General features: G+C 56.5%; 25 protein-coding genes. 5 read left to right on the forward strand and 20 right to left on the reverse strand.

Annotation, left to right across the window (positions count from 1 at the left end):
• Position 1: 1 nt before the first annotated feature.
• The 9 genes from hpaB to hpaG all read right to left on the reverse strand — a co-directional run bounded on the left by hpaB (position 2) and on the right by hpaG (position 9,692).
• Positions 2–1,564 carry a 4-hydroxyphenylacetate 3-monooxygenase, oxygenase component gene (gene hpaB / locus ACQG03_RS02995; protein ID WP_023299255.1) on the reverse strand — a complete coding sequence of 521 codons (1,563 nt, stop codon included), beginning with the start codon at positions 1,562–1,564 and terminating at the stop codon, positions 2–4.
• A 195-nt stretch (positions 1,565–1,759) separates the two neighbouring features.
• A complete protein-coding gene (gene hpaA / locus ACQG03_RS03000) occupies positions 1,760–2,650 on the reverse strand; it encodes a 4-hydroxyphenylacetate catabolism regulatory protein HpaA (protein ID WP_022646953.1) in 891 nt (296 codons plus the stop codon).
• Positions 2,622–3,968: a 4-hydroxyphenylacetate permease gene (gene hpaX / locus ACQG03_RS03005; RefSeq protein ID WP_032625355.1), complete on the reverse strand. Its 1,347-nt coding sequence runs from the start codon at positions 3,966–3,968 to the stop codon at positions 2,622–2,624. Before hpaX ends, hpaA begins: the two co-directional genes overlap by 29 nt.
• A gap of 21 nt (positions 3,969–3,989) precedes the next feature.
• On the reverse strand, positions 3,990–4,787 hold the full coding sequence (gene hpaI / locus ACQG03_RS03010; protein WP_023299257.1) for a 4-hydroxy-2-oxoheptanedioate aldolase: 798 nt from the start codon (positions 4,785–4,787) through the stop codon (positions 3,990–3,992).
• Positions 4,788–4,797: 10 nt separating this feature from the next.
• The gene (gene hpaH, locus ACQG03_RS03015) at positions 4,798–5,601 is read right to left on the reverse strand and encodes a 2-oxo-hept-4-ene-1,7-dioate hydratase (protein WP_015572593.1); all 804 of its coding nucleotides are present in this window, start codon (positions 5,599–5,601) and stop codon (positions 4,798–4,800) included.
• 106 nt (positions 5,602–5,707) lie between these two features.
• Positions 5,708–6,088 carry a 5-carboxymethyl-2-hydroxymuconate Delta-isomerase gene (locus ACQG03_RS03020; RefSeq protein WP_063163165.1) on the reverse strand — a complete coding sequence of 127 codons (381 nt, stop codon included), beginning with the start codon at positions 6,086–6,088 and terminating at the stop codon, positions 5,708–5,710.
• A gap of 9 nt (positions 6,089–6,097) precedes the next feature.
• Positions 6,098–6,949 (reverse strand): 3,4-dihydroxyphenylacetate 2,3-dioxygenase, encoded by an 852-nt coding sequence (gene hpaD / locus ACQG03_RS03025; protein WP_063163164.1) that lies wholly within the window; start codon positions 6,947–6,949, stop codon positions 6,098–6,100.
• A gap of 2 nt (positions 6,950–6,951) precedes the next feature.
• Entirely contained in the window at positions 6,952–8,418 is a 1,467-nt protein-coding gene (hpaE, locus tag ACQG03_RS03030; RefSeq protein ID WP_022646959.1) for a 5-carboxymethyl-2-hydroxymuconate semialdehyde dehydrogenase, read from the reverse strand.
• The gene (gene hpaG, locus ACQG03_RS03035; protein WP_063163163.1) at positions 8,415–9,692 is read right to left on the reverse strand and encodes a 4-hydroxyphenylacetate degradation bifunctional isomerase/decarboxylase; all 1,278 of its coding nucleotides are present in this window, start codon (positions 9,690–9,692) and stop codon (positions 8,415–8,417) included. The genes hpaE and hpaG overlap by 4 nt, the downstream gene beginning before the upstream one ends.
• 268 nt (positions 9,693–9,960) lie before the next feature.
• Between hpaG and hpaR the strand changes: the two genes are divergently transcribed.
• On the forward strand, positions 9,961–10,401 hold the full coding sequence (gene hpaR, locus ACQG03_RS03040; protein ID WP_006810239.1) for a homoprotocatechuate degradation operon regulator HpaR: 441 nt from the start codon (positions 9,961–9,963) through the stop codon (positions 10,399–10,401).
• 83 nt (positions 10,402–10,484) lie between these two features.
• Positions 10,485–12,149: a methyl-accepting chemotaxis protein gene (gene tsr, locus ACQG03_RS03045; RefSeq protein WP_023305399.1), complete on the forward strand. Its 1,665-nt coding sequence runs from the start codon at positions 10,485–10,487 to the stop codon at positions 12,147–12,149.
• A 122-nt stretch (positions 12,150–12,271) separates the two neighbouring features.
• Here tsr and ACQG03_RS03050 read toward each other — a convergent pair whose 3' ends face one another.
• The 9 genes from ACQG03_RS03050 to ACQG03_RS03090 all read right to left on the reverse strand — a co-directional run bounded on the left by ACQG03_RS03050 (position 12,272) and on the right by ACQG03_RS03090 (position 19,565).
• Positions 12,272–12,781, reverse strand: coding sequence for a GNAT family N-acetyltransferase (locus ACQG03_RS03050; RefSeq protein ID WP_063163162.1), 510 nt, complete (start codon positions 12,779–12,781; stop codon positions 12,272–12,274).
• Entirely contained in the window at positions 12,781–15,072 is a 2,292-nt protein-coding gene (opgB, locus tag ACQG03_RS03055) for a phosphatidylglycerol--membrane-oligosaccharide glycerophosphotransferase (protein ID WP_063163161.1), read from the reverse strand. Before opgB ends, ACQG03_RS03050 begins: the two co-directional genes overlap by 1 nt.
• A gap of 271 nt (positions 15,073–15,343) precedes the next feature.
• The gene (locus ACQG03_RS03060) at positions 15,344–15,826 is read right to left on the reverse strand and encodes a DUF2501 domain-containing protein (RefSeq protein WP_022646964.1); all 483 of its coding nucleotides are present in this window, start codon (positions 15,824–15,826) and stop codon (positions 15,344–15,346) included.
• 84 nt (positions 15,827–15,910) lie between these two features.
• Positions 15,911–16,648 carry a DNA replication protein DnaC gene (gene dnaC / locus ACQG03_RS03065; protein ID WP_003856580.1) on the reverse strand — a complete coding sequence of 246 codons (738 nt, stop codon included), beginning with the start codon at positions 16,646–16,648 and terminating at the stop codon, positions 15,911–15,913.
• A complete protein-coding gene (dnaT, locus tag ACQG03_RS03070) occupies positions 16,645–17,190 on the reverse strand; it encodes a primosomal protein DnaT (RefSeq protein ID WP_023299265.1) in 546 nt (181 codons plus the stop codon). Before dnaT ends, dnaC begins: the two co-directional genes overlap by 4 nt.
• A gap of 124 nt (positions 17,191–17,314) precedes the next feature.
• The gene (locus ACQG03_RS03075) at positions 17,315–17,743 is read right to left on the reverse strand and encodes an organic hydroperoxide resistance protein (RefSeq protein ID WP_003856578.1); all 429 of its coding nucleotides are present in this window, start codon (positions 17,741–17,743) and stop codon (positions 17,315–17,317) included.
• Between the two features lie 84 nt (positions 17,744–17,827).
• On the reverse strand, positions 17,828–18,280 hold the full coding sequence (locus ACQG03_RS03080) for a MarR family winged helix-turn-helix transcriptional regulator (RefSeq protein WP_022646966.1): 453 nt from the start codon (positions 18,278–18,280) through the stop codon (positions 17,828–17,830).
• 44 nt (positions 18,281–18,324) lie between these two features.
• On the reverse strand, positions 18,325–18,798 hold the full coding sequence (locus tag ACQG03_RS03085; protein ID WP_032621429.1) for a threonine/serine exporter: 474 nt from the start codon (positions 18,796–18,798) through the stop codon (positions 18,325–18,327).
• Positions 18,789–19,565: a threonine/serine ThrE exporter family protein gene (locus ACQG03_RS03090; protein ID WP_017383842.1), complete on the reverse strand. Its 777-nt coding sequence runs from the start codon at positions 19,563–19,565 to the stop codon at positions 18,789–18,791. The genes ACQG03_RS03085 and ACQG03_RS03090 overlap by 10 nt, the downstream gene beginning before the upstream one ends.
• 389 nt (positions 19,566–19,954) lie before the next feature.
• Here ACQG03_RS03090 and ACQG03_RS03095 point away from each other — a divergent pair, with 389 nt between their 5' ends.
• Both ACQG03_RS03095 and bglJ read left to right on the forward strand, forming a co-directional pair.
• Entirely contained in the window at positions 19,955–20,692 is a 738-nt protein-coding gene (locus ACQG03_RS03095; protein WP_022646969.1) for a helix-turn-helix transcriptional regulator, read from the forward strand.
• Positions 20,689–21,324 (forward strand): DNA-binding transcriptional activator BglJ, encoded by a 636-nt coding sequence (gene bglJ / locus ACQG03_RS03100; protein WP_063163160.1) that lies wholly within the window; start codon positions 20,689–20,691, stop codon positions 21,322–21,324. The genes ACQG03_RS03095 and bglJ overlap by 4 nt, the downstream gene beginning before the upstream one ends.
• A gap of 37 nt (positions 21,325–21,361) precedes the next feature.
• On the opposite strand, the gene ACQG03_RS03105 is transcribed toward bglJ, so the two are convergent.
• A complete protein-coding gene (locus ACQG03_RS03105) occupies positions 21,362–21,820 on the reverse strand; it encodes a YbaK/EbsC family protein (RefSeq protein WP_022646971.1) in 459 nt (152 codons plus the stop codon).
• Positions 21,821–22,148: 328 nt separating this feature from the next.
• On the opposite strand from ACQG03_RS03105, the gene ACQG03_RS03110 reads away from it, so the two are divergent.
• Positions 22,149–23,495 carry a PTS sugar transporter subunit IIC gene (locus tag ACQG03_RS03110; protein WP_063163159.1) on the forward strand — a complete coding sequence of 449 codons (1,347 nt, stop codon included), beginning with the start codon at positions 22,149–22,151 and terminating at the stop codon, positions 23,493–23,495.
• A 77-nt stretch (positions 23,496–23,572) separates the two neighbouring features.
• Here ACQG03_RS03110 and fhuF read toward each other — a convergent pair whose 3' ends face one another.
• Positions 23,573–24,361, reverse strand: a complete 789-nt coding sequence (gene fhuF / locus ACQG03_RS03115) for a siderophore-iron reductase FhuF (RefSeq protein WP_022646974.1) — start codon at positions 24,359–24,361, stop codon at positions 23,573–23,575.
• Between the last annotated feature and the right edge of the window lie 35 nt (positions 24,362–24,396).

The following is a 24,396-nucleotide window of genomic DNA, read 5'->3' on the forward strand; positions in this document are numbered from 1 at the left end:
GTTATTTCAGCAGCTTATCCAGCATGTTGATATCAGTGTTGTTGTGCAGGTGCGGTACGGTCCAGCCGTGCTGGTCGTACTCGGACATGCAGCGGTCAACCATCGCCATCATCTTGTCCATGTTGCCGGAGCTTTGCGCCTGACGCAGGCATTGCAGGCGGATCTCATCCTGGCTACCGGAGTAGTTGATTTCGTACAGCTCGTGACGTCCGCCAAACTCGCTACCGATGGCATCCCACATCAGTTTCAGAATCTTGATGCGTTCGACGTGATCCATCCCGTTGGAGCCGCGTACGTACTTCGCCAGATACTGGTCGATCTGCGGGTTGTTCAGGTCCCGCGCGCTGGACGGCAGGTAGATCAGCCCGGAGGTCACGTTGCGTTCGATGATGTTCTTGATTTTCGCGTAGGCCATCGGCGCCATCACGCGGTAGGTCTGTAACGCCGCGTGGTCAGGCAGGTACGCGCCGTTTATCCACGGCGTGGCTTCGGAGCACATGGAGTCGCTCAGCGCCCAGAACATGTTGCGCCACGCCACCACTTCGCCGAGATCCGCCTGCACGCCGCGGAACTCGAGGGTGCCAGTGCACTCCAGTGACTTCTTCAGCAGAGCGGTGATGAAGTCGAGCTTCACTGCCAGACGCACGCAGGCCTGAAGCGGGTACATGCGGGCGAAGCCACCTTCCATCGTCCAGCGACGGCAGCGGTCGAAATCGCGGTAGATCAGCACGTTTTCCCACGGGATCAGCACATGATCCATCACCAGAATGGCGTCGTTCTCGTCAAAGCGGCTGGAGAGCGGGTAGTCGTACGGGGAACCGGTCGCCCCTGCCACCATCTCGTAAGAGGCGCGGGAGATCAGCTTCACCCCTTCGGCATCCATCGGCGCGACGAACATTAGCGCGAAGTCCGGGTTTTCGCCCATCACCTGCGCAGAGCCAAAACCAATCATGTTGTAGTGGGTCAGCGCAGAGTTGGTGGCCACCACTTTCGCGCCGCTGACGATGATCCCGGCATCGGTCTCTTTCTCCAGCTTGATGTAAACGTCTTTCACCTCGTCCGCCGGTTTATGGCGGTCGATAGGCGGGTTGACGATGGCGTGGTTAAAGTACAGGCCGGTTTCCTGAATACGGGTGTACCAGTTGCGGGCGTTCTGCTCGAACTGACCGTAGAAGGCAGGGTTAGCCCCCAGCGCGCAGCCGAACGCGGCTTTGTAGTCTGGCGTGCGGCCCATCCAGCCGTAGCTCAGGCGCGACCACTCGGCGATGGCGTCGCGCTGCTGGCGCAGATCGTCGGCGCTTTTCGCCACACGGAAGAATTTATGGGTGTAGCCGCCGCTGCCGGTGTCGGTGCCCCAGCAGAGGGTATCCTGCATGTCTGGCTTGTGCAGGGCATCGTACATCTGGGCGATGGACGCCGCCGCATTGCGAAATGCCGGGTGGGTAGTGACGTCCTTAACGCGCTCGCCGTAGATATAAATCTCACGGCCATCTTGCAGGCTTTTTAAATACTCTTCACCGGTTAACGGACGTTTGGCATTAGCGCGGAAATCTTCAGGCTTCATAGGGACCTCGTATCGGAAGATGGTTGTTAAATTTATGTTTTGTTTTTGTTGTTTAATTGAAGCGTGAGAGGGGCAGAACGTGAAGGGACGATTGGGACAACGGCAGGTACTTTTCGGGTGGGATGTTGTTTTGTGATCTGTGCGGCTTTTCGGCGGGTGGCGCTGCGCTTACCCGCCCTACGAACCGTGATGCGTTCAGGAAACCGGTACTTTCTGCGCCCGGTATGCGCTGGGTGAGCACCCCGTCAGTCGGTTGAAAAAACGGGCGAAATAGGCCGGATCTTTAAACCCCAGTTGCCAGGCAATTTCGCTCACTGTGCTGTCGGAAAACAGCAGCAAGCGCCTGGCTTCCCGCAGCTGGCGGTCGAAGATCAGCCGTTTCGGCGAGCGGTTGGCAAAGCGGCGGCAGATATCGGTCAGGCGGGATTCGGTAAGATGCAGTTCGCTGGCGTATTCTGGCACCGTCCAGTGCTCGTGGTAATGCGCATCTGTCAGCTGGTTAAAGCGCTGAAACAGCTTCAGCTCGCCACGCATGCCGCCTGAAGCGTGGTCGTCGAGCTTCGCGTTGCGCAGCAGCAGGGTAAATACGGCCTGCGCCAGCAGGACCAGCGTATGCTCACGGCCCGGCAGCTGTTCCGTGGATTCCCGGGCAATGAGCTGCCAGTAATGCTTCAGCGCCGCCAGCTCGTCAGGCCTGTCGGCAAGCGACAGGCAGATCCCCGGCAGGCCGAACGCCTCCCGCGTGCCGGGGTAGAGCACTTCTAACAACGGCCAGATAAGATCCTCGCGCACCGTCAGCACGTGGCCGTCGCTGTCGGATTCAGTGATAAACGCGTGCGGCACCGACGGCGGCGTCAGAACGAACAGCGGCGCCTGCACCGAGTAGCGGTGGTCGTCGAGCTGCAGCTCAATCTGCCCGGTGTCGAGAAAATGCATCTGAAAATACTGGTCGTGGCGGTGCGCCTGCATGTCGCGGCCAAAAAAGGCCGCCATGCGGGCGAACGACTGGTAGTGCACATCGTCGGTGCCCAGACTTTCGTCGTACTCCTTGCTGATATCAATGTTGGCGATAGGGCTCTGGCACATGATCGTTCCTCTTTTGAACCCGCTGCGTCATCGGAATGCGCGTCAGCACCAGCGCGCCCACTACCAGCAGACCCGCCACGAACCACAGCCCCGAGCTGAAGCTGCCGGTCGCGTCGCGAAGAATACCAATCAGCAATGGGCTGACGGCAGACCCGACGTTGCCGATGGCGTTGATCACCGCCAGCGCCACCGCGCGGGATTGCAGGCTAATCACCTGGTCCGGCGTGGTCCAGAATATCGCCATGGCGGTAAACGATCCGGTTGAGGCCATGATGATGCCAAGCAGCTGGATCAGGCTGTGATCGGTCGCCGAGGCCAGCATCCATCCCGCCGCCGCAAACAGATACGGCAGGATGGTGTGCTTTTTTCGCTCTTTCAGCCTGTCGGAGCGGCGGCTCCACCAGATCATCCCGAGGATGGTGCAAAACTGCGGGATCGCCGCCAGCAGGCCGATCACGATATTGCTGCTGCCGGTGTTGAAGCTTTGCAGGATCTGCGGCGTCCAGATGTTGATCGCGCTCAGCGTATTCGTCAGGCAGAAGTAGGCCAGCGTGTAGAGCAGTACGGCGGGCGTCAGCACCTCGCGCAGCGTCGATCGCGGCGTGGCGACGTGCGCAATGGCCAGTTCCTGCTCGCGGGCGATCATCGTTTTGAGTGCCTGCTTTTCATCATCATCCAGCCAGGTGGCCTGATCCGGGGTGTCGTTAAGGTAGAACCAGGTCACCACGCCGAGTACTACCGACGGCAGCCCCTCCAGCAGGAACAGCCACTGCCAGCCCTTCAGGTTCCACAGCCCGTCCATCGCCAGAATGTACCCGGAGAGGATCGAGCCGAGCATCATGGTCACCGGCATGGCGATCATAAACAACGCGTTGGCGCGGGCGCGGTGATACGCCGGGAACCACCAGGTGAGATAGACCAGGATCCCCGGCAGGAAACCGGCTTCGGCAATGCCCACCAGCATGCGCAGGACGTAGAGCGTTTCGGGGCTGGTGGCGAACATGGTGCAGGTAGAGGCGATGCCCCACACCACCATGATCCCGGCGATCCAGCGCCGCGCGCCGATTTTCGCCAGCATGATGTTGCTGGGGATCCCGCACAGCACGTAGGTGACGTAAAACAAGGTCGCGGCCAGGCCAAACATGGTCGACGTGAGGCCCAGATCTTTACCCATCGTCAGCCCGGCAAAGCCGATGTTGATGCGATCGAGAAACGAAAAGACAAACAGGATAAAGAGAAACACGATCAAACGACGGAACAGCTTGTTGATAACGCGATGTTCTATAGCTTTCTTATCTTGCAGGGTAGAGGTCGTCATGCTGCGCTCCAGATCTTACGTTTAGTAGACGGATTTATTGTTATTAACTGACGTAACCGGTTGTTCGATAAAACGTGCCGCCAGCGCTTCCGCGCCGCGGGCGAGCAGGGTGGTGTCGACGCCGACGGCGACAAACAGCGCGCCGAGTGCAAGGTAACGTTTCGCCAATTGCTCGTTCGCCATCAGGATGCCGGGCGCTTTACCGGCGGCGCGTATCTGCGCGATCGCCTGTTCAATGGCGGCCTGCACCTCCGGGTGCTGCGGATTGCCAGCGAAGCCCATGTCGGCGCTCAGATCCGCCGGGCCGATAAACACGCCGTCGACGCCGTCCACGTCCAGGATCTGCGGCAGGTTTTTTAACGCTCTTAGGGTTTCGATTTGCACCAGCACGCACATGGCGTCGTTAGCCTGATGCAGATAGTCCGGGATACGGTTCCAGCGCGACGCCCGCGCCAGCGCGCTGCCGACGCCGCGAATGCCCGCGGGCGGATAGCGGGTGGCGCTGACCGCCAGCCGCGCTTCGTCGGCGTTTTGCACCATCGGCACCAGCAGGGTTTGCACCCCCACGTCCAGCAGCTGCTTGATCTGCACCGGATCGTTCCACGACGGGCGCACCACCGGCTGGCTGGGATAAGGGGCGATGGCCTGTAGCTGAGTCAGAATGGTCTGCACGCTGTTCGGCGCGTGCTCCCCGTCGATCAGCAGCCAGTCAAAACCGGCCCCGGCCAATAGCTCAGCGCTGTAGCTGCTGGTTAGCCCCAGCCATAACCCGATTTGCGGTCGGCCCGCTTTCAGCGCCGCTTTGAATGCGTTTTGCATGATCATCTCCTTACACAAAGCGGCAGCTGATGGAGCCCATGTTGCCGTAGTCGACGTGGAAGGTGTCGCCTCTGCTGGCGGCAACCGGGCGGGTAAACGAGCCGCCGAGGATGATCTGGCCTGGCTCAAGCTGCACGTCGTATGGCGCGAGTTTGTTCGCCAGCCACGCCACGCCGTTCGCCGGATGATTAAGGACGCCTGCGGCCACGCCGGTCTCTTCGATCACGCCGTTGCGGTAGAGCAGGGCGGAGATCCAGCGCAGATCCAGCTCGTCGGGTTTAATCGGGCGGCCGCCGAGGATCACGCCCGCGTTGGCGGCGTTATCGGAGATAGTGTCGAATACCTTGCGCGGGCGCTGGGTTTCCGGGTCAACGTTGTGGCAGCGGGCGTCGATCAGCTCCAGGGCAGGGATGACGTAATCCGTGGCGTTGTAAACGTCGAAGATCGTGCAGTTCGGGCCGCGCAGCGGTTTTGCCAGCACAAAGGCCAGCTCCACTTCGATGCGCGGGACGATAAAGCGATCCACGGGAATGTCGCTGCCGTCGTGGAAGAACATATCGTCCAGCAGCGCGCCGTAGTCTGGCTCGCTGATCTGCGAGCTGGCCTGCATCGCTTTGGAGGTGAGGCCGATCTTGTGGCCTTTCAGCACGCGGCCTTCGGCAATTTTCAGGCTCACCCATTCGCGCTGGACGGCGTAGGCGTCTTCAATGGTGATCTCCGGATACTCAAGCGAGATCGCGCGGATCTGCTCCCGGGATTGTTCCGCCTGATGCAGGCGGTGGGCGATCAGGGTATGGGTGTGTTTGTCGAGCATGGCGTATCCTTTGTGCGGCTGTTGCCGGGTGGCGCTTCGCTTACCCGGCCTACGTTCGAGCCGTTGTAGGCCCGGTAAGCGAAGCGCCACCGGGCGAAAAAGATGTCTACTTAAACAACGCGTGCACGTTGTTTTGTTTGTAGTTCAGCGTCGGATCGAGTTCTTCCATGGCGAAAGAGAGCGCCAGATAACGGCCCGCCATTAGCTCTGCAAAATGCGTTTTGATCAGCGCAAACAGCATTTCACCGACCTCTTCCCGGCTCTCCAGACTGCGCCCGGCGCCGATTTTGAGCGTCATATGCACAAAGGCGTAATCGTGCTTGCCGTCGGCCATCTGCCAGGTGTCCAGCCAGTGGGCGCGGCTGCGGATACCGCCGAGCGGGAAGATCCCCGTGGCGGCGAGCGCCTCGTTCACTTTGGCAAACAGCCCCGGCAGGTCGGCCCGCTCGCGGATGTTGTCGGTACATTCAGCAATAAAGTGCGGCATGGTGGCTCCTTACGCGGGCAGCGGGAAAACGGCGTTGACCTGGCCAGTGCCGGAGCTGGCGAACAGCTCGGTGAGAAACTCCACCTTACCGTCGTAGTTGTCCCAGCCGAGCATCCCCAGCAGCATCATCGTGTCGTGCATGTTGCCCTCGCCGTAGCAGTAGTCGGCGTACTCCGGCAGCATGCTGCAAAACTCTTTGAACTGCCCCTCGCGCCACAGCTTCACTACCCGCTCATCCATCTGGCGGTCAAACTCGCGGGTGTAGCTGTTCATCCCTTCCTCCGCGCGCTGGTCGTCGATAAAGCGGTGCGACAGCGAGCCGCTGGCGAGCACCGCCACGGTGCCGTCGTATTTTTCGATGGCGCTGACGATGGCCTCGCCCAGCCTGCGGCTGTCGGCGAAGTCGTGAACCGTACAGAACGCCGAGATGGAGACCACTTTGAAGTGCTTATCCGCGTTCATGTAGCGCATCGGCACCAGCGTGCCGTACTCCAGCTTCAGGCTTGGGATGTTGTGCGCCTTGGCGCGCACGCCAAGCTTCACCGCTTCGTCGGCGATCAGCTGGCCGAGTTCCGGGTTGCCGTCGTAGTCGTAGGTCATGTCGCGAATAAAATGCGGCAGCTCGTTGCTGGTGTAGACGCCTGAAAAATGGTCCGCACAGTTGATGTGATACGCGCTGTTCACCAGCCAGTGGGTGTCGAAGACGATAATGGTATCGACGCCCAGCTCGCGGCAGCGCTTGCTGATCTCTTTATGCCCGTCGATGGCTGACTGGCGGCAGCCGTGGTTTTTGCCCGGCAGTTCAGAGAGATACATTGACGGCACGTGGGTGATTTTTGCCGCTAACGCTAATTTTCCCATGATCAGATCCCCCATTTTGGAATCGGATGGTCGCCCATGGAGATACAGACGTTTTTCATCTCCGCGAAGACCTCAAAGCTGTACTCGCCGCCCTCACGCCCGGTGCCTGAGGCCTTCACGCCGCCAAACGGCTGGCGCAGGTCGCGCACGTTCTGGGTGTTGACGAACACCATGCCCGCTTCGATGTTGCGCGCCAGACGCAGCACTTTGCTGACGTCCTGCGTCCAGATGTACGACGCCAGGCCATACTCCACGTCGTTTGCCAGGCGCAGGCCTTCCGCTTCATCCTTAAACGGCAGCAGGCAGGCCACCGGCCCGAAGATCTCCTCCTGCGCCACGCGCATGCGGTTATCGACATCGGCCAGCACGGTCGGGCGCAGGAAATTGCCGCCTTTCAGGTGCGCAGGCAGATCGGTCGGTTTGTCCGGGCCGCCCGCCAGCAGGGTTGCCCCCTCTTCAATGCCGAGGCGGATGTAGCCGGAGACCTTCTCCCAGTGCTGCTTGCTGATCAGCGCGCCAATCTGGGTGTTCGGATCGGTCGGGTCGCCCACGCGCAGGCGGCTGGCGCGCTCGGCAAAGCGTTTGACGAACTCCGGGTAGATGCTCTGCTGGATGAAGATGCGCGAGCCGGCGGTGCAGCGTTCGCCGTTGATGGAGAAGATGGTGAACAGGGCGGCGTCCAGCGCGCGCTCGATGTCGGCGTCTTCAAATATCAGCACCGGAGATTTGCCGCCCAGCTCCATGGAATACTTCTTCAGCCCGGCGTTTTTCATGATGTTACGCCCGGTGGCGGTGCCGCCGGTGAAGGAGACGGCGCGCACGTCATGATGACGCACCAGCGCGTCGCCCGCCGTGGCGCCATAGCCCTGCACTACGTTCAGCACGCCCGCCGGAATGCCCGCCTCCAGCGCCAGCTCGCCCAGACGGTCGGCGGTAAGCGGGGAGAGCTCGGACATCTTTAGCACCGCGGTGTTACCCAGCGCCAGGCACGGCGCGACCTTCCAGGTGGCGGTCATAAACGGCACGTTCCACGGCGACACCAGCGCGCAGACGCCCACCGGCTGCACGAGGGTGTAATTGAGCATCTTGTCATCGACCGGGTAGGTTTTACCGTTCATCTGCTGGCACACCTCGGCGAAGAACTCGAAGTTGTGCGAGGCGCGTGGAATGAGCACGTTTTTGGTCTGGTGGATCGGCAGGCCGGTGTCGGCGGTCTCCATCGCGGCAATGTCCGGCACGTTCTGGTCAATCAGATCCCCCAGGCGACGCATCAGGCGCGCACGCTCCTTCATCGGCAGGTTGGCCCATTTCGGGAACGCCTCTTTGGCGGCGGCAACGGCCTGATGGATTTCGGCTTCGCCGCCGGAGGCCACTTCTGCCAGCACCTCGCCGGAGGCCGGATTAGTGGTTTGGAAGTACTCACTTCCGGCGACGTTTTTCCCGTTGATCCAGTGGTTAATCTTTTTCATTTTGCAGTATCCTCACTGACAATTCGGTTTACCAGGCGGCCTACGCCTTCCACTTCCACTACCACCTCATCGCCCGGCACCACGTCGGACAGCCCCTTCGGCGTGCCGGTGGCAATCATGTCGCCCGGTTGCAGGGTCATGAAATCGCTCAGATACGCAATCAGGAATGGGATGCTGAAAATGAGATCGGCGGTGGTGCCTTCCTGACGCAGTTCACCGTTGACGTAGGTGTGAAGACGAAGGTTGTGCGGGTCAGGGATGGCTTCTTTTGGCACTACGTTCGGGCTGATGGGGGTCAGCCCGTCGCGGCTTTTCACCCGCAGGTTCGGGCGATAGTAGTTTTCGAGATAATCGCGGATGGCGTAGTCGTTGCACACCGTGTAGCCCGCAACATAGTCCATCGCCTCGGCTTCGCTGACCTTACGCGCGGTTTTACCGATGACCACCACCAGCTCGGCTTCGTAATGCATGTATTCAATGTTGTTTGGGCGCACCGAGGTCTGGTTGTCGCCGTTAAAGGTGTTCGGCGCTTTGATAAACACCAGCGGCTCGGTGGGCGGTTTGAAGTCCAGCTCGCTGGCGTGATCGGCGTAGTTCAGGCCGAGCGCGAACAGCGTGGCGTGCGGCGGCGTGCGCGAAGCGATGGTAACGTCGCGTTCCTCCACCACCGGGTTTTCCAGCGGCGGAAATCCCTCTGCCAGAATGCGTACCCGATCGCCCGGGCGAATTTCGACGCGGCTTTGCGGGGTACCGAGCAATATCGCATCGCCGGGGTTCAGGGTGGCAAATTCGCTCAGGGCGCTCAGCAGTTCGGCGGCGTTGCGGTGCAGATCGGCCGTGTTCCAGTGGTCCGCTTCGCGACCGTTGATCTCGGTGATGATGGTCAGGTTGTCCACGTTATCAACGGCGACAGGTTCGCCGAGCGGGCAAAATCCATCCCGGCATTTGGCTTTAATAGCCGGGCGGTAGAAGCTCTCTTCCGGCAGGCTGATTTCGTTGGCCAGCGCGTAGCCAGCGATGTACGCCGCCGCCTCTTCAACGCGTACTTTGCTGGCGGTTTTGCCCACCACCAGCGCCACCGTTGCGCCGCTTAACACGGTTTCTCCCTGCGGGAAGGGAATCGGCTCGCCTGCGCGAATAACGGTGTTATGTGGCTTGATAAACCACACCGCCGTTTTTGGCGGCGCGTTATAGGGGGCTTTTTCAAACGCCTCAGCCCAGGCCGCACGCTGGCTTTGGTGGTTTAGCGCTACGGCAAAAACAGTACCTTTCATTCCCATACTCCTCAAACCGACTGTCCAGTTTTGATTTCATTAATATGTTAATGATCTGGTTTTATGCTTTTGCTGTTCGTTTCGCAATCAGAAGTGAATAATTTGTGATATGAATAACAATAAATTTACACTAATGGGTTAATTATTATTTAAATCAATTGCTTAAGAAAATTACGTTGTTTCTGTTAGACTTTTTGGGTTACAACGTGTTGTCTATAAAAGCATCTGTTTTAAATTGTTTACTTGTTAATGATGTAAGGGGAAGGTGATGCATGACTCATTAACCATCGCGCTGTTGCAGGCGCGTGAAGCGGCGATGGGCTACTTCCGCCCGATAGTGAAACGGCATAATCTGACCGAACAGCAGTGGCGTATCGTCCGCGTGCTGGCCGAGCATCCCTCCATGGATTTTCACGATCTGGCGTTCCGCACCTGCATTTTGCGCCCAAGCCTGACCGGCATTCTGACGCGGATGGAGCGCGACGGTCTGGTGCTGCGCTTAAAGCCGGTGAATGACCAGCGCAAGCTGTACGTATCGCTGACGAAAGAAGGCAACGCGCTGTACCAGCGTGCTCAGGCTCAGGTGGAAGAGGCGTACCAGCAGATTGAGGCGGAATATACCCCGGAGAAGATGAAGCAGCTCACGGCGCTGCTGGAAGAGTTTATTGAACTCGGAAACCGACATATTGCCGCGCGGGACGAAGAGTAAAAACCCTAAAATCCAGGATGATTTTCGTAAAGTTTTCCCTTTCCAGGCCGAAAATTCTGTATCTGTCTGAGGAAAGAGAAAACATGTTAAATCGTATCAAGATTGTCACCAGCTTACTGCTGGTTTTAGCGATATTTGGCCTTTTACAACTCACATCCGGTGGTCTTTTCTTCAATGCCCTGAAGCATGACAAAGAGAATTTCACCATTCTGCAAACCATTCGCCAGCAACAATCCACCCTGAACGGTAGCTGGGTGGCGCTGCTGCAAACCCGTAACACCCTGAACCGCGCGGGTATCCGCTACATGATGGATCAGAACAATATCGGCAGCGGCTCAACCGTCGCCGAGCTGATGCAGATAGCCTCTGCGTCTCTGAAACAGGCGGAAAAAAACTGGGCGGATTACGAAGCACTTCCGCGTGACCCGCGTCAGAGCGACGCTGCGGCACTGGAAATCAAACGTAATTACGATATCTACCACGGCGCGCTGGCCGAGCTGATCCAGCTGCTGGGGGCGGGCAAGATCAACGAGTTCTTCGACCAGCCGACCCAGAGCTATCAGGATGGCTTTGAGAAGCAGTACGTCAGCTACCTGCAACAAAACGACGCGCTCTATCAGACCGCGGTTGAAGACAGCAACAGCTCTTACCGCCAGGCTATCTGGGTGCTGATTAGCGTGCTGGCTGCGGTGCTGGTGGTGATTGTTGCCGTCTGGCTGGGTATTCGTCAGGCACTGATTTCGCCGCTGAACCGTCTGATTGACAGCATTCGTCATATCGCCAGCGGCGACCTGGTGAAGCGCATCGACGTGGAAGGCTCCAACGAGATGGGTGAACTGGCTGACTCCCTGCGCCATATGCAGGGCGAGCTGGTGCGCACCGTGGGTGACGTGCGTAACGGCGCAAACGCCATTTACAGCGGTGCGAGCGAAATCTCGATGGGCAATAACGATCTCTCATCCCGTACCGAGCAGCAGGCTGCCTCTCTGGAAGAGACCGCCGCCAGTATGGAACAGCTGACCGCCACCGTGAAACAAAACGCCGAGAATGCCCGTCAGGCGAGCAACCTGGCCCTGAGCGCGTCTGAAACCGCGCAGAAAGGCGGGAAAGTGGTGGATAACGTGGTGCAGACCATGCGCGACATCGCCGGCAGTTCGCAGAAAATCGCCGATATTATCAGCGTGATCGACGGGATTGCTTTCCAGACTAATATTCTGGCGCTGAACGCGGCGGTAGAAGCGGCACGTGCGGGCGAGCAGGGCCGCGGCTTTGCGGTGGTTGCAGGTGAAGTACGAAACCTGGCGCAGCGCAGCGCCCAGGCGGCTCGCGAGATCAAGAGCCTGATTGAAGACTCCGTGGGGCGCGTGGAGTTGGGTTCAACGCTGGTAGAAAGCGCCGGTGAAACCATGGGTGAGATCGTGAATGCGGTAACGCGCGTGACGGACATCATGGGCGAAATCGCGTCTGCGTCTGATGAGCAGAGCCGCGGTATCGACCAGGTGGGGCTGGCGGTGGCTGAGATGGATCGCGTGACCCAGCAGAACGCCTCGCTGGTGGAAGAGTCTGCGGCGGCCGCGGCGGCACTGGAAGAGCAGGCGAGCCGTCTGACGCAGGCCGTTGCGGTGTTCCGTATTCAGCAGGAACAGATGAAGGCGCGCGAGTTCGCCTCCGCGAAAAGCGTTGCCGCACCGGTAGTGGCGCGTAAACCGGCGACCGCAGATGCGGGCGATAACTGGGAAACGTTCTGACGTTGTGCGTTTTGCCGGGTGGCGGCTGCGCCTTACCCGGCCTACGGATTGTGGGTTTTGCCGGGTGGCGGCTGCGGAATTGGGTTTTGTAGGCCCGGTAAGCGCAGCGCCACCGGGCGATTTTACAGAGGCAGGCGCATGGCGCAGCGGGAACCATACGCTAAACCGTGCGCCGTCTCTTCTTCACGTTTCCGGCGCATTTCCGGCGTCAGCGTCGTCATCATTTCAAACCCTAATCGCCTGTAGTAGGGCGCGTTCCACGGGACATCACGAAACGTCGTTAACGTCAGCGAGGTTAGCCCCAGCGTGCGGGCATGCTCTGCGACACGGTTAATCAACCGGCGTCCGAGACCTCGTCCCTGCCAGTCCAGATGAACCGAAAGTTCCACAATAAACAGCGAAGATGGCTCGGCTTCGGCGAGAATAAAGCCCACGGGCCTGTCGTCAGCCAGCGCCAGCCAGCTTAATCCGCGTCCGGCGTAACCGAGGTGATCTTCAACGGAAATAACCTCGCTGTCTGCCAGCCAGGCCAGCTCAGGAACGTCGCGAAATCGCTGCCCCGCCGCGCGTTCGATGGCGGGCAGGGCAGCGACGTCGTCGATGCACGTCGGGCGAAGGGTGAACGCCGTCATCAGCCAGCGCTGCTCACAATTTTAATCTCCACCATGCCGATTCCCAGCTTGCGCGGAGCGTGACCGAGAATATTCCCTTCGTTAGTGGACTGCGGCTCGGGCGGCACAATGACCAGCGTATTGCTGCGCGTGGGGTTAACGAAATGCAGCGTGCTGGTGGTGACATCATTGCTCAGCGTCAGCATCTGTTCTTTATCGCCGACGCGCACCGGCACAGGACGGTTTGCGTTGGGACCAAATGCCCTGGCGGTGATCACCAGATCGAATTTCTCCGGCAGCGGATGGGTATACTCAATTTTCACCTCATCACCTAACTGCGCGTTAGACCAGCGCCCCCAGGATTCGGGACGTGAAATACCGCTGAACTGCTTCACCTCTTCAGGCGCGCCGGCAACGTTAAAAATAAAGCTGTCAGCTTTATAACGAATGTCGTTGTCGACGATTTTCAGCAGGTCTACGTTGCGCTGATAGCGTGCGGTATCAATAACCGTATCTTTAAACGCGGTTTTCCCCTGCCACTGCGGTTTATCAACGTGTTGCACGGTCTGCTCGCCGCCGAGTTGCCCCTGTGAGACGCACCAGTCGGTGGACAGTGACAGCTCTTGTGACCAGAGCTGGCCCATTTTGTAGCATTTATCGACCCAGACGAAATTATCGCGCGGGGCGAATTCCGCCAGCTGGAAGCGCAGTGGCGCGGAGTATTCGCTTTCCGGCAGCGGCTCGACGCGGTTATCCGACACGCGCAGCAGCAGAGGCAGGCGGAAATGGCTGCCGGAGAACGCGATCATTTTTTTATCCTGATCGATGGTGAAGTCGTTTATCTCTTTCGGGAAGTTCCACAGGCGAATGATATCCGGCTTCCAGGCGAGGATTTTTTCCTTCATGTTGAGGAAGATTTCCGACAGGGACTGGCCCGACAACGTACTGCGGCCCAGGCCAATGAAGTTATCGCCACCCAGAATATCCAGCACGGTAGCGCCGTTATCCATCGAGTTACGTTTAGCGGCAATGATCTCCTGCTGCGGTTTATCGCCGCGCAGCACAAAGAACAGGTTGCTGCGATCCAGCTTATTCAGCTCATCCCAGGCGCTGTTTTTCATCGCCAGATGGTCAGATGAAACGACGATGACCGTATTTTTGAAATACGGCGACGCTTTGATTTTCTCGATTAACGCCGCGATATGTTCCTGGCTACAGGTCACAGCGCTGAACGACTTGTTGTTTTTACCGTCAATGTCGTAGCCCCGACGTTTACAGGTGCGTGAGACGAAACCATCCGGATGATGCGTGTCGACGGTCAACGCAAACAGCGAGAAGCGTTTACCGGCGCGGGAAAGCTCCTCGAATTTCTTCCAGGTTTCATCCAGAACGGTATCGTCGTAAAAGCCCCAGTCGTTGCGGTAGGCTGGATCGGCCACCGTGGTTTTCAGCTCTTCGGAACCATACAGGTGATCGAAACCGTGGGATCTCAGGAACACATCTTTCCCGGCAAAGCGCAGGTTTGCGCCCTGCATAAAGTAGTTTTCATAGCCCGAGTTTTTCAGGATATCGCCGAGGCAAATGTTCTGCGGGAAGAAGCTCGACATTGAGGCGGAGGCGTTGCCTTCAAACGGGGCGAACAGCGGAATGCCGCACTGGGAGGCCACCATCCCGGCGATGGTGTAATCCGTGCCGGGCAGCTGCACGGTGTGGCTGAAGTCGAGGCCCTGGTTTTTCAGCGCGCCAAGCTCTGGCGTCAGGTTCGGGAAAGCATCGTTGTCAAACCAGGTGCGTTCCAGACTTTCGCCGTAGATATAGACCAGGTTGAGTCTGGGATTGTCGATCTTCTTCGAGGGTTCTTTGTAATAGGCCGCAAAGTCCGGGTCACCATCGCCCGACTGGGATTTTACCAGCTCGGTAATTTGATGGAAGGCCGGGCTGGCATCCACGGAGGCCAGCGCCAGGCACAGCGCCAGCAGGCTGTAGCCATGATGATGCGGACGGTGACGGCGACGGCGCAGAACCCAGGCCAGCGCGGCGAAGATACCCACAAGGGCGACCACCAGCCCCAGACCCGGAAGGATGTACTTACCCACACCAGCGCCGGTCAGGCTGTTGGTCAACGTGTAGAGCACCGCGTCGTTAATACCGTCGCCGGTAAAGTAATCGCTGGCATATAACGTAATGTTTAAAACAATAAAAATACCGAGCACCACCAGGGTGGCCACAAACCACCAGGTGTGACGACCGGCTTTCCAGGCATAAACGCCGATGGAAGCCAGGAAAAGGATAAGGGACATTAACTCTGACAACAGCAGATCCTCATCATGCCGAACGCTTAGCCGGCTAATTGCTTATTTTTTGGGTAATACAATGTAATTGCGATGTCGCTTAGCTGCAATTTTAGTGTCACGAAAGTGTGCTGTTGTTAGGATTTGGTTTATAAAATCGGATTTTTGAATACAGTCGCATCGTGGCATACGGAGGCTGAGGTGGTGGCAGGGGGTAAAAAAACGCACTTCACGCCGCGGTATAAGACTAATGTAATAAACGCGGCGTGTTGTGGCAGAAAAAGGGGGACGATCAGGAGAGGAAATTAACGCCTTGTTTCAGCACCAGATCGCAGGCTTTCGTTTTCACCTGTTTCGCCAGAGATGAATTTCCAAGGGTGCTGAGGTTCAGCTGCTGACCATTTTGCGCGTTCAGCAGGCCCTGAATACCGTCCATATAGTTGGTGTCCGCTTTCTGCTCCTGGGTGTCCAGACCCAGTTTACCCAACACCTGGTTTTTGATGTTTTCGGTATCGGTGACGGAAGCCAGTTTCTGCTTCGCGCAGTATTCCAGAATACCTGCGGCGTTGTTCATCGTTCCGGCACTCAGGCTTTGGGAGCTGTTGCCCAGCAGGCCGGTGAGGGACGAGGCTGACAGCCCGCCCTGGGACGTGCCGCTCTCTTTGGTTAACTCACTTGCTGCGCTGGAGAGCGACTCCTGCCATGATGCGGCCTGCGCTGCGCCAGTCACCAGCAGGGCGCCAGTAAGGATGCTGATAAGAAATTGTTTTTTCATAATGATTTACTCAACAAGGTCCGTTTTGGGCCAGAAGTGGGTTCAGTATATACCTCTGCTCTTCCGGCGCTCCCTGGAAATATCTTAATACTCTTTGCCGGTGACGCGGCTGCGGTAGCTGTCCCAGTCGAAGATGACGTACAGGCTGTTACCCAGCTTCATGCGATCCATCACCCGCTCGCCAAGAAGTCGGGTCATCTCGTCGATATTGTGGTTCGTCAACATACCGGTTGGGCGTTTTGACGACGAACGGCGATCGACAATCTGGTTGATGATCACTTTTTCGTAGCGGGACTCCGTCTGGACACCGATCTCGTCGATGACCAGCAAATCCACGTTACTTAAATCATTCAGCAACTGTTCTTCGCTGGTTTCGCGATTACTGAAGGTGTCTTTCATGGCGGACATAATATCGGCCACGGTGATAATCAGCACTGACTTCCCGCGCAGCAGCAGCTCGTTGCAGATAGCGGCGGCGAGGTGATTTTTCCCGGTGCCGGGTTTTCCGCTAAAGATGAAGCTGGCGATGTTGCCGTCAAATTCATCCACGTACTGGCGCGCCTGGTTAAGGGCATTCATCTGCCCCTGAGACTCGACCTTATAATTCTCGAAGGAGCAGTTCTGGTGCAGAGGGCGAATGCCCGAGCGGTTAAAGGTGCGCTGCATTTTCATCGCGCGGTTTTCGCGGGCGAGGGCAGCCGCGCGAATTTTACCCTGCTCTTTTTGCCATGCCAGCAGCTCTTCACCGGTGGTGAAGGCGGGCTTCACGTTGGCAGGCATCATCTTCTGCAAACGTTTCATCAGGTCGCCGACGTTTTTCATTTCGCACCTCGGAATCCATCAGGGATTTTTTTGTCCGGTTCTGAAAAAGCATTGATATCACGTTTTGGCTGGCCGTTGTTGCTGGCGCGGTTGATTTGCAGACTGCGCGCGAATTTTTGCTGCCACTGAACATGGTGGAAGACTTTTCCTTCAGCTTGCCAGTATGCGGTAAAGGCTGCCAGCTCTTCCGGTGTCGCGGGCTGCGAGAGGGCTATTCCCCATAAGGCCGCCTGCCGCTGAAAATCGGCGTCCGGCTGCCAACCGGCGTACATGGGAAATTTCCCCATTGGAACGGCCACCGGGGCGCTGGCGGGTTCGTCAAAAAACTGATTATCCAGCATGACATCGCTCGCCGGGCGCGACAGCTTCTCTTCAATTTCCAGAAGCTGCGCCAGACGCTCCGGCGTGACCGCATAAAACGCCGGGGCGTTGTCGGCAAATACCGCGAGCGTGCCGCCTTCGGCGTGCGTCAACACACCGCGAGGATCGCGCATAAAGGCATCAATGCCAGCAATGCTGGTGGTCAGAATTCTGGAGGACATAACACTTTCTCAACTGATTACTACGGGCGTGATTGAGGGTTATGGTAGCACAGAGAGAGGGGAGGAAAGGAGAGGATTTCCCCGGTGGCGTTACGCTTACCGGGGCTAAAATCACAGGGGCTGGTTACGCGATGATGTTCAGCGTCACGTCGATATTGCCGCGCGTCGCGTTAGAGTACGGACAGACGATGTGCGCCGCATCCACCAGTTTTTTGGCTTCCGCTGCGTCCATCCCTTCAACGTGGATGTTCAGCTTCGCTTCGATACCAAAACCGGTTGGCAGCGGGCCGATCCCTACTTCGCCTTCAATAAAGGCGTCTTTTGGCAGAGCGAATTTATCGCGTGCCGCAACGAACTTCATTGCGCCCAGGAAGCAGGCGGAATAGCCCGCAGCGAACAGCTGTTCAGGGTTGGTTACTTCACCCCCCATGCCGCCCATCTCTTTTGGCACACCCAGTTTGACATCCAGAACGCCATCGGAAGACGTGGCGCGGCCATCACGGCCTCCGGTTGCTTTGGCTTTGGCAGTGTAGACAACTTTTTCTAAAGACATGGCAGGTTCCTCATCTTACGTTTGTATGCGCTATTAAATAGCGCACGATGTTTTAAGTTAAAATTAGACGCGTAAAGTACAGCCTTACGCGCGATGCAGCTGTTGGCGCAAACTTTCGAGCTGTTGCTTGAGCGCCAGCATGGTGTCGGTATCACACTGCGCTGCACAGCCCACGGCGTGGGGTATCGTCACGGCCTGCTGTTGCAGCGCCCGACCCGCGTCGCTCAGGGTGACGGCGACCTGACGCTCATCCTGACGGGAACGCTGGCGGAGGATCAATCCTGCGCTTTCCAGGCGTTTCAGCAGGGGAGTCAGCGTGGCGGAATCCAGGAACAGCCGCTCGCCAATGTCTGACACCGTAATATCATCCTGTTCCCACAGCACCAGCATCACCAGGTATTGCGGGTAGGTCAGATTAAGCGGCGCCAGCAGTTGCCGGTACAGCTTGTTAAGCGCCAGATTTGCCGAATAGAGGGCAAAACAGAGCTGGTTATCCAGCAGAAGCGCGTTGGTGGTGTCGTTCGTTTTTGCATCCATGAAATGAATATAGATAGTGCGCGATACAATTGCAAGCGATTTTATTATACGCGTGGACGTTTGCGGTAAAGCCATAAGCCGGGGATCGACAGGCCGATGGAGAGCGCACCCACGATCGACGAGGCTTTAAGGAAGTTGCTCAGGAGCAGGATCATCTGGGGTTCGCTGTAGCCAAAATGGCTGATTTTGACGGCGGAGATCATCGCCGTATAGGCTGAAATGCCCGGGAACATAGGAATCACTGCCGCCACGGTGAATACCTTCGGGTGCGCCAGATACCAGCGGGACCACTGAATACCGATGCTGCCAACCAGCATGGAGGCGATAAACGTCGACCATTCAATATTAAAGCCCGCTGTCATCATGATCATACGAGAGCCGTGGCCAATGGCACCCAGCAGCGCACACCAGGGTAATGCACGCTGTGGGACGTTAAACACCATCGCAAAACCAACGGCGGGAAGGGCAGACAAGAGCATGTCCTGTGCCAGTGCGAGCATAAAATCCATCACGCCCATCCGCGTAACCCCCAGAGTGTCATGGCCATTACCACCCCGATACAGGTCGCCAGCGTCAGCAGGCTGGCTATCGCCCAGCGCGCCAGACCGGTGTTGATATGGCCTTTGAACATATCAGCGACGGCATTAATTAAGGGAAAACCTGGCACCAGCAGCAATACGCTGGCGGCCATCGCAACAGTAGGCGTGCTGGCGAAGTAGGGCTGGCGCAAAAGCAGGCCGGATACGGTTGTCGCCACAAATGCCGTGATGCAGAAGTTAATTTGCGGATGTAGCTGTCTGTGCGTCAACAGCTGGCGGACATACATTGCGATGCTGCTGGCAAAGAAGGTCACGACAGCGCCGTCCCAGCCGCCCGCGTTGAGCTTGCAGAAGCAGGCGCAGGACAGTCCCACCATCAGCACAACCAGCCAGCGCGGATACCGGAGGGGTTTGATTTGATTGAAACGTTTTTCTATCTCCCGGAGATCGAGCAGCTTGTGTTCAGCAAGGATCACGATGTGCTGCACTTCCGTCACGACGTGCATGTTAATGCCGCGGTCATGATTTTTACGGGTGGAGGTCAGGCACTGTCCGTCTTTAATGGTGGTCAGCACAATGGCATTTGACGAGATGGAACTCTCAACGCTGTCCATCCCCAGCGCCAGCCCAAGGCGTGTGGAGAGCTCTTCGACGAGGGCGCTTTCTGCGCCGTGCTGTAAGAGAAAAAGCCCGCACTGAATACATAGCCGCGTGGTAGCACGTTGCGTAGACCGATCTGCCTGCATGAAACGCCCTGTAGAGAAGAGAGATTGCTTACTTTTAACACAAAGTGCAGGGCCCTTTGCGCTGGGCCAGATCAACATTTGTGCGATCAGTGGCGCGATGGGGGCGGAGGAAAGATAGCATTGTTATTTATTTAATGAATATGAAATTAGGATTTATAAAAACAATATATTAAGTATTTCTAATTTCATATTTTCGATCTTTTCACGCAATTTGAATTAAATTTAAATGGTCTTTATGCGATATTAGGCCTGTATTGGGCGTTTCTTAACCCATGTGATATTTGTTCTATTTTGCGAGTATTAACCCGTTTGTAATTCGGAATGCAAACGTGTTTAACCTTGCAGGGTTAGTTCGTTCTTAAATAAAGAATTCATGACAGGGAGGGTCTATGTTGCCATTGAATGGTAAACACGGAGTGGTGATCAGCAGAGTACCGGTTATGCAAAATGGGTTAGGTGGCGTCATGTCGCGTCATTTTCCCGATTTTGAGATAACGTACTGCCGTTCGATGCAGGAGTTGACGTTATTACAATTGCGTCGCGCTGGGGTCGTTATTGCCGATATTTCGGGTGAGTATCGTAATCCACGCGGCACGCTTGAGCAATATTATGGGTTAATGAATCAGTACCGGGATATTCACTGGATATTCCTCGTTTCGCGCCCCCTTTATCCACTTGCAGTAGAGCTTCTTATGCGTCCGGAAAGCACGCTGCTTTCGGATATGGAACCCATTGAAGGCGTAATTAACGCTATTCGCGCGGGGAGTGAACGTGCCGAGCGAATAAGCCAGACGTTATTGATACCGGAAAATCCTGATATTGAAGAGGAGAGTGAGCAAATGATTGCGCTTACCCACTCTGAACGCAAGGTGTTGCGTTTGTTAGGTAAAGGTTGGGGAATCAACCAAATAGCCACGCTACTTAATAAAAGTAATAAAACGATCAGTGCACAGAAAAACAGTGCAATGCGTCGCTTATCACTTCGCAGTAATGCCGATATGTACGCGTGGATAAGCAGTACCCAGGGAATGCGAGAACTCAGTTTAATGTCGGCTTATGGAGAGTTTGAGGAATGGAAAAGACCACTGCAACAAAACATATCGCCGTCATCGAAAGCTGCTCAATGAGCGCTATGGGGCTGAAGCATCTTTTTGCGATGCCCGCCCTGAGCCATTACCAGGTGCACCTGTTTGCCAGATTTGACAACTTCAAAGCGGCGCTCTCGGAAATCTCATTCTTTGCCGTAATTTATTCATTGTCCGATGAGCGTGAGGAGCGGCGAAACTGTCTGGCCTGTTTGCGGGATCTCACCTTCACCCACAGCGACGTCAAGCGTATCGTGCTGGCCTCTGATGAAATGGAGGCGAGACTGGTCAGCCATCTTTCGCCTTCTCGCTTACATGGAATTATCAGTAAATCGGTTCCGCTGAAGCAGTTAATGGAGGGGCTGGAGACATTACTCAGCGAAACGCATCACGTGAACGACAACGTGTACAATCACTGGTGTGTGAGCCAGCATCGTATGCTAAGCCCAACTGAAAGGGCGATTCTGCGATATATGTCATCGGGTTTTTCGATCCCTGAAATTGCGGCACAGCTTGAACGCAATATCAAAACCATCCGGGCGCATAAGTTTAACGCAATGGTAAAACTGGGCGTCAATTCTGATGTGGGATTACTGGATGCGGCAGATATCCTGGCGCATCTCCCGGTCAGGGAAATACGCCGTTCCGCTCTCACCGTTCCTTCTTTCTTGTAGTGTTAAGTGATGCGCCAGAATTTTTCTGGCGCAACGTTCAAATACAGACATCAACCCATTTCGCTGCGGTCAGTTCCGCCATTCTGTCGGGCGATATACGCACCGCACTGTGGATGGCGCCCGCTGCGGGTAACACTTCGGCGTACTGTTTTAAAGTGATGTCACAGTAAACAGAGAGCGGATTTTCCAGTCCAAAAGGGCAGACGCCGCCAACAGGATGACCCGTCAGGGTTACTACCTCATCGCAGCTGAGCATGCGGGCTTTTGCGCCGAATGTCTCTTTGAGCTTTTTGTTATCCAGACGCGCATCGCCTTTTGCAACCACCAGAATCACATCATTTTTAATTTTCAGTGACAGCGTTTTGGCAATTTGGCCGGGTTCAACGTTGTGCGCGGCAGCAGCAAGGGCAACAGTCGCTGTGCTTTGGTTAAGCTCGATGATTTCTATATCCGGAGCGTGTTCGGCGAAAAACTGCTGTACAGACTGCAAACTCATTGATTCCTCCTGACAAATATCTTCCGTAATCTGTCATAAGAATTTAGTCGCTGTAAATATCCCTTAAGTAACAAATATCCGTCAGGGGCGATTTCTGGATCGCCTTCACATTCACAGAAACCGGTTACAGTAACCGGTTGCAGAGCGTGATGCAGAGATTAATACTGAGTGTGTAACTTCCCCTGTATCTAATAATAAGAGCTAATTATGAAACCATTCCGTTTGAGCAGTACCGCAGGTACACGATCCGGCAAGGTTGTGACGCTGATGTATGGAACAACGTGTGACGTGAGAACGTCCGAAACGAACGTCTGACAGGAGATCTGCTATGTCTGCCAACCATGCTGCATTTAATCTGATTTTCCGCTTCGTTGAAAATTATGTCAGCCCTATTGCCGGGCGCATCTCTTCCCAGCGTCACGTTATGGCGATTCGTGACGGGTTCATCTCGGCAATGCCGTTTATGATTGTCGGGTCGTTTTTATTAGTGTTCGCTTACCCACCTTTTTCGCCAGATACCACCTGGGGCTTTGCTCGCGCCTGGCTGGATATGGCGAAGCAGTTTGAAGGTCAAATTCTGACGCCGTTTGATATGACGATGGGGGTGATGTCCCTCTATATCTGTGCGGCTATCGCCTACAACCTGGGCAAACATTACGTTAAAACCCATCAGTTGGATCCGTTCATGTGCGCGATGCTGTCGCTGATGGCGTTCCTGCTGGTCGCCGCGCCTAAAACCAAAGGCGCCTTACCGGTTGATAGCCTTGGAGGCACCGGGATTTTCACCGCGATCCTGGTGGCGCTTTACTGCGTTGAGATGATGCGTTTCCTGAAAGCACACAATATCGGGATCCGCCTGCCAGACCAGGTTCCGCCGATGATCAAAAACTCGTTTGACCTGCTGATCCCGGTGCTGGTGGTGGTGCTGACGCTCTATCCGCTGAGTCTGTTGATCCAGTCGCAGTTCGGTATGCTGATCCCACAGGCCATCATGTCGATATTCAAACCGCTGGTCTCTGCGGCGGACTCGCTGCCAGCGATCCTGCTGGCGGTGCTGATTGGCCACCTGCTGTGGTTTGCCGGGATCCACGGCGCAGCGATTGTCTCGGGTATGCTGCAAATGTTCTGGCTGACGAACCTGGGGGCGAACCAGACCGCGCTGGCGGCGAGCCTGCCTTTACCACACATCTTTATGGAAGCCTTCTGGACGTTCTTTATTGTGATCGGTGGGTCAGGAGCGACGATGGGGCTGGTGTTCTGTTACCTGCGTAGCCGCTCCGCGCACCTGCGCTCCATTGGACGCCTGAGCGTGGTGCCAAGCATTTTCAATATCAATGAACCGGTGATTTTTGGTACGCCGATTGTGATGAACCCGGTGTTCTTTATTCCTTTCCTGCTGGCGCCGATGGTCAATGCCGTGCTGGCATGGGCAGCGATGAAGTTTGATCTGATTGGCCGCGTGATTTCCGTTGTGCCGTGGACGGCACCGGCTCCGGTTGGTGCCGCCTGGGCGCTGGGCTGGGATTTCCGTGCAGCCATTCTGGTGCTGGTTTTGGCCTGCGTTTCCGCCATTATCTATTTCCCGTTCTTCAAGGTGTACGAGAAACAGTTGCTTCAGCAGGAAGCGGAAGAAGCACAGCGTAATGGGGAAGAGGAAAATCAGCAGGTAGCCTAGATAAAAGCAAAACGGCAACGCAGGTTGCCGTTTTTAGTGTTTGCTCCCTCTCTCTGCGAGTTTCAGGCAGGGCCAGACTACTTAAGCGTGCAATCGCCGCACTGCTGGACATCCGGCAGACGGTAGCGCTGACAGCAGGTACGACGCACCAGAAGTCCCTCACGCGGAACCACGGTGCGGTAAAGAGGGTTATCCCGCCCATCCGACAGCTGTCTGGCAAAGAAACAGCTCTGACGCAGCGCATCCACTTTCTCGTCGCCGAGCAGCGGCTTCATCTCCGTTAAATACCAGTGGATAAGATACCCGGTATTACTCCAGATCAGTTTGCCGTTGATCTCCCCCGTCGCTTCCAGCGCATCAATGACCGGAACCAGCGCTCTTGTAATCAGTCGTTCCATACGCGCCTGCGCTGACAGGTGACTCGCGCTCGGATCTTCGTGTACATCAATCCAGAAACAGGCGGCGCGTCCGGTCTCATGGAATTCGACGTGGAAATGTTCCGACGAGAGATCGAGCATCGTTTCCTGGGTCAACAGGGCCAGCATGACAGGCGGCACCATCAGCCCGATATACCATTGTGCCCAGAGGGAAAGCAGCGGTTTATTTTCCCGCGCCAGCGTCGGTTGGTTACGATAAATATGGTCGGAATAGGTTGCCAGCAGTGACCGCAGCTCGGCAGGTCGTTGCCACTGAGTCAGCGTCAGAGCATGATGCGGCGGTGCTTCATCCAGTTTGATGAAATCCAGCAGATGGGCGCGTGTTACGGCGATTTTTTCCCGAATGGCATCCGCAAGCGTCGTTTCTCCGGCGGAGAGTGGAGCTCGCCAGAGCAGTGGCTCAACGATGTGTGCGGTACGAGTCGCCATAGTGTGGATTACAAATCTAAATGATAATGATTGCC

The organism is Enterobacter cloacae complex sp. 342H5 (assembly GCF_050030905.1).
Lineage (GTDB): Bacteria > Pseudomonadota > Gammaproteobacteria > Enterobacterales > Enterobacteriaceae > Enterobacter > Enterobacter intestinihominis.

Bases quoted from the DNA above. Each gene is read 5' to 3' on its own strand.
- dnaT (WP_023299265.1), bottom strand. From the start codon at position 17,190: ATGTCCTCCAGAATTCTGACCACCAGCATTGCTGGCATTGATGCCTTT.
- ACQG03_RS03080 (WP_022646966.1), bottom strand. From the start codon at position 18,280: ATGGATGCAAAAACGAACGACACCACCAACGCGCTTCTGCTGGATAAC.
- hpaE (WP_022646959.1), bottom strand. From the start codon at position 8,418: ATGAAAAAGATTAACCACTGGATCAACGGGAAAAACGTCGCCGGAAGT.
- tsr (WP_023305399.1), top strand. From the start codon at position 10,485: ATGTTAAATCGTATCAAGATTGTCACCAGCTTACTGCTGGTTTTAGCG.
- hpaI (WP_023299257.1), bottom strand. From the start codon at position 4,787: ATGCAAAACGCATTCAAAGCGGCGCTGAAAGCGGGCCGACCGCAAATC.
- ACQG03_RS03085 (WP_032621429.1), bottom strand. From the start codon at position 18,798: ATGGGCGTGATGGATTTTATGCTCGCACTGGCACAGGACATGCTCTTG.
- ACQG03_RS03050 (WP_063163162.1), bottom strand. From the start codon at position 12,781: ATGACGGCGTTCACCCTTCGCCCGACGTGCATCGACGACGTCGCTGCC.
- hpaA (WP_022646953.1), bottom strand. From the start codon at position 2,650: ATGTGCCAGAGCCCTATCGCCAACATTGATATCAGCAAGGAGTACGAC.
- hpaX (WP_032625355.1), bottom strand. From the start codon at position 3,968: ATGACGACCTCTACCCTGCAAGATAAGAAAGCTATAGAACATCGCGTT.
- hpaG (WP_063163163.1), bottom strand. From the start codon at position 9,692: ATGAAAGGTACTGTTTTTGCCGTAGCGCTAAACCACCAAAGCCAGCGT.
- hpaH (WP_015572593.1), bottom strand. From the start codon at position 5,601: ATGCTCGACAAACACACCCATACCCTGATCGCCCACCGCCTGCATCAG.
- ACQG03_RS03105 (WP_022646971.1), bottom strand. From the start codon at position 21,820: ATGAGTTTGCAGTCTGTACAGCAGTTTTTCGCCGAACACGCTCCGGAT.
- ACQG03_RS03095 (WP_022646969.1), top strand. From the start codon at position 19,955: ATGTTGCCATTGAATGGTAAACACGGAGTGGTGATCAGCAGAGTACCG.
- ACQG03_RS03090 (WP_017383842.1), bottom strand. From the start codon at position 19,565: ATGCAGGCAGATCGGTCTACGCAACGTGCTACCACGCGGCTATGTATT.
- bglJ (WP_063163160.1), top strand. From the start codon at position 20,689: ATGAGCGCTATGGGGCTGAAGCATCTTTTTGCGATGCCCGCCCTGAGC.
- ACQG03_RS03060 (WP_022646964.1), bottom strand. From the start codon at position 15,826: ATGAAAAAACAATTTCTTATCAGCATCCTTACTGGCGCCCTGCTGGTG.
- hpaR (WP_006810239.1), top strand. From the start codon at position 9,961: ATGCATGACTCATTAACCATCGCGCTGTTGCAGGCGCGTGAAGCGGCG.
- hpaB (WP_023299255.1), bottom strand. From the start codon at position 1,564: ATGAAGCCTGAAGATTTCCGCGCTAATGCCAAACGTCCGTTAACCGGT.
- ACQG03_RS03020 (WP_063163165.1), bottom strand. From the start codon at position 6,088: ATGCCGCACTTTATTGCTGAATGTACCGACAACATCCGCGAGCGGGCC.
- dnaC (WP_003856580.1), bottom strand. From the start codon at position 16,648: ATGAAAAACGTCGGCGACCTGATGAAACGTTTGCAGAAGATGATGCCT.
- fhuF (WP_022646974.1), bottom strand. From the start codon at position 24,361: ATGGCGACTCGTACCGCACACATCGTTGAGCCACTGCTCTGGCGAGCT.
- hpaD (WP_063163164.1), bottom strand. From the start codon at position 6,949: ATGGGAAAATTAGCGTTAGCGGCAAAAATCACCCACGTGCCGTCAATG.
- ACQG03_RS03075 (WP_003856578.1), bottom strand. From the start codon at position 17,743: ATGTCTTTAGAAAAAGTTGTCTACACTGCCAAAGCCAAAGCAACCGGA.
- ACQG03_RS03110 (WP_063163159.1), top strand. From the start codon at position 22,149: ATGTCTGCCAACCATGCTGCATTTAATCTGATTTTCCGCTTCGTTGAA.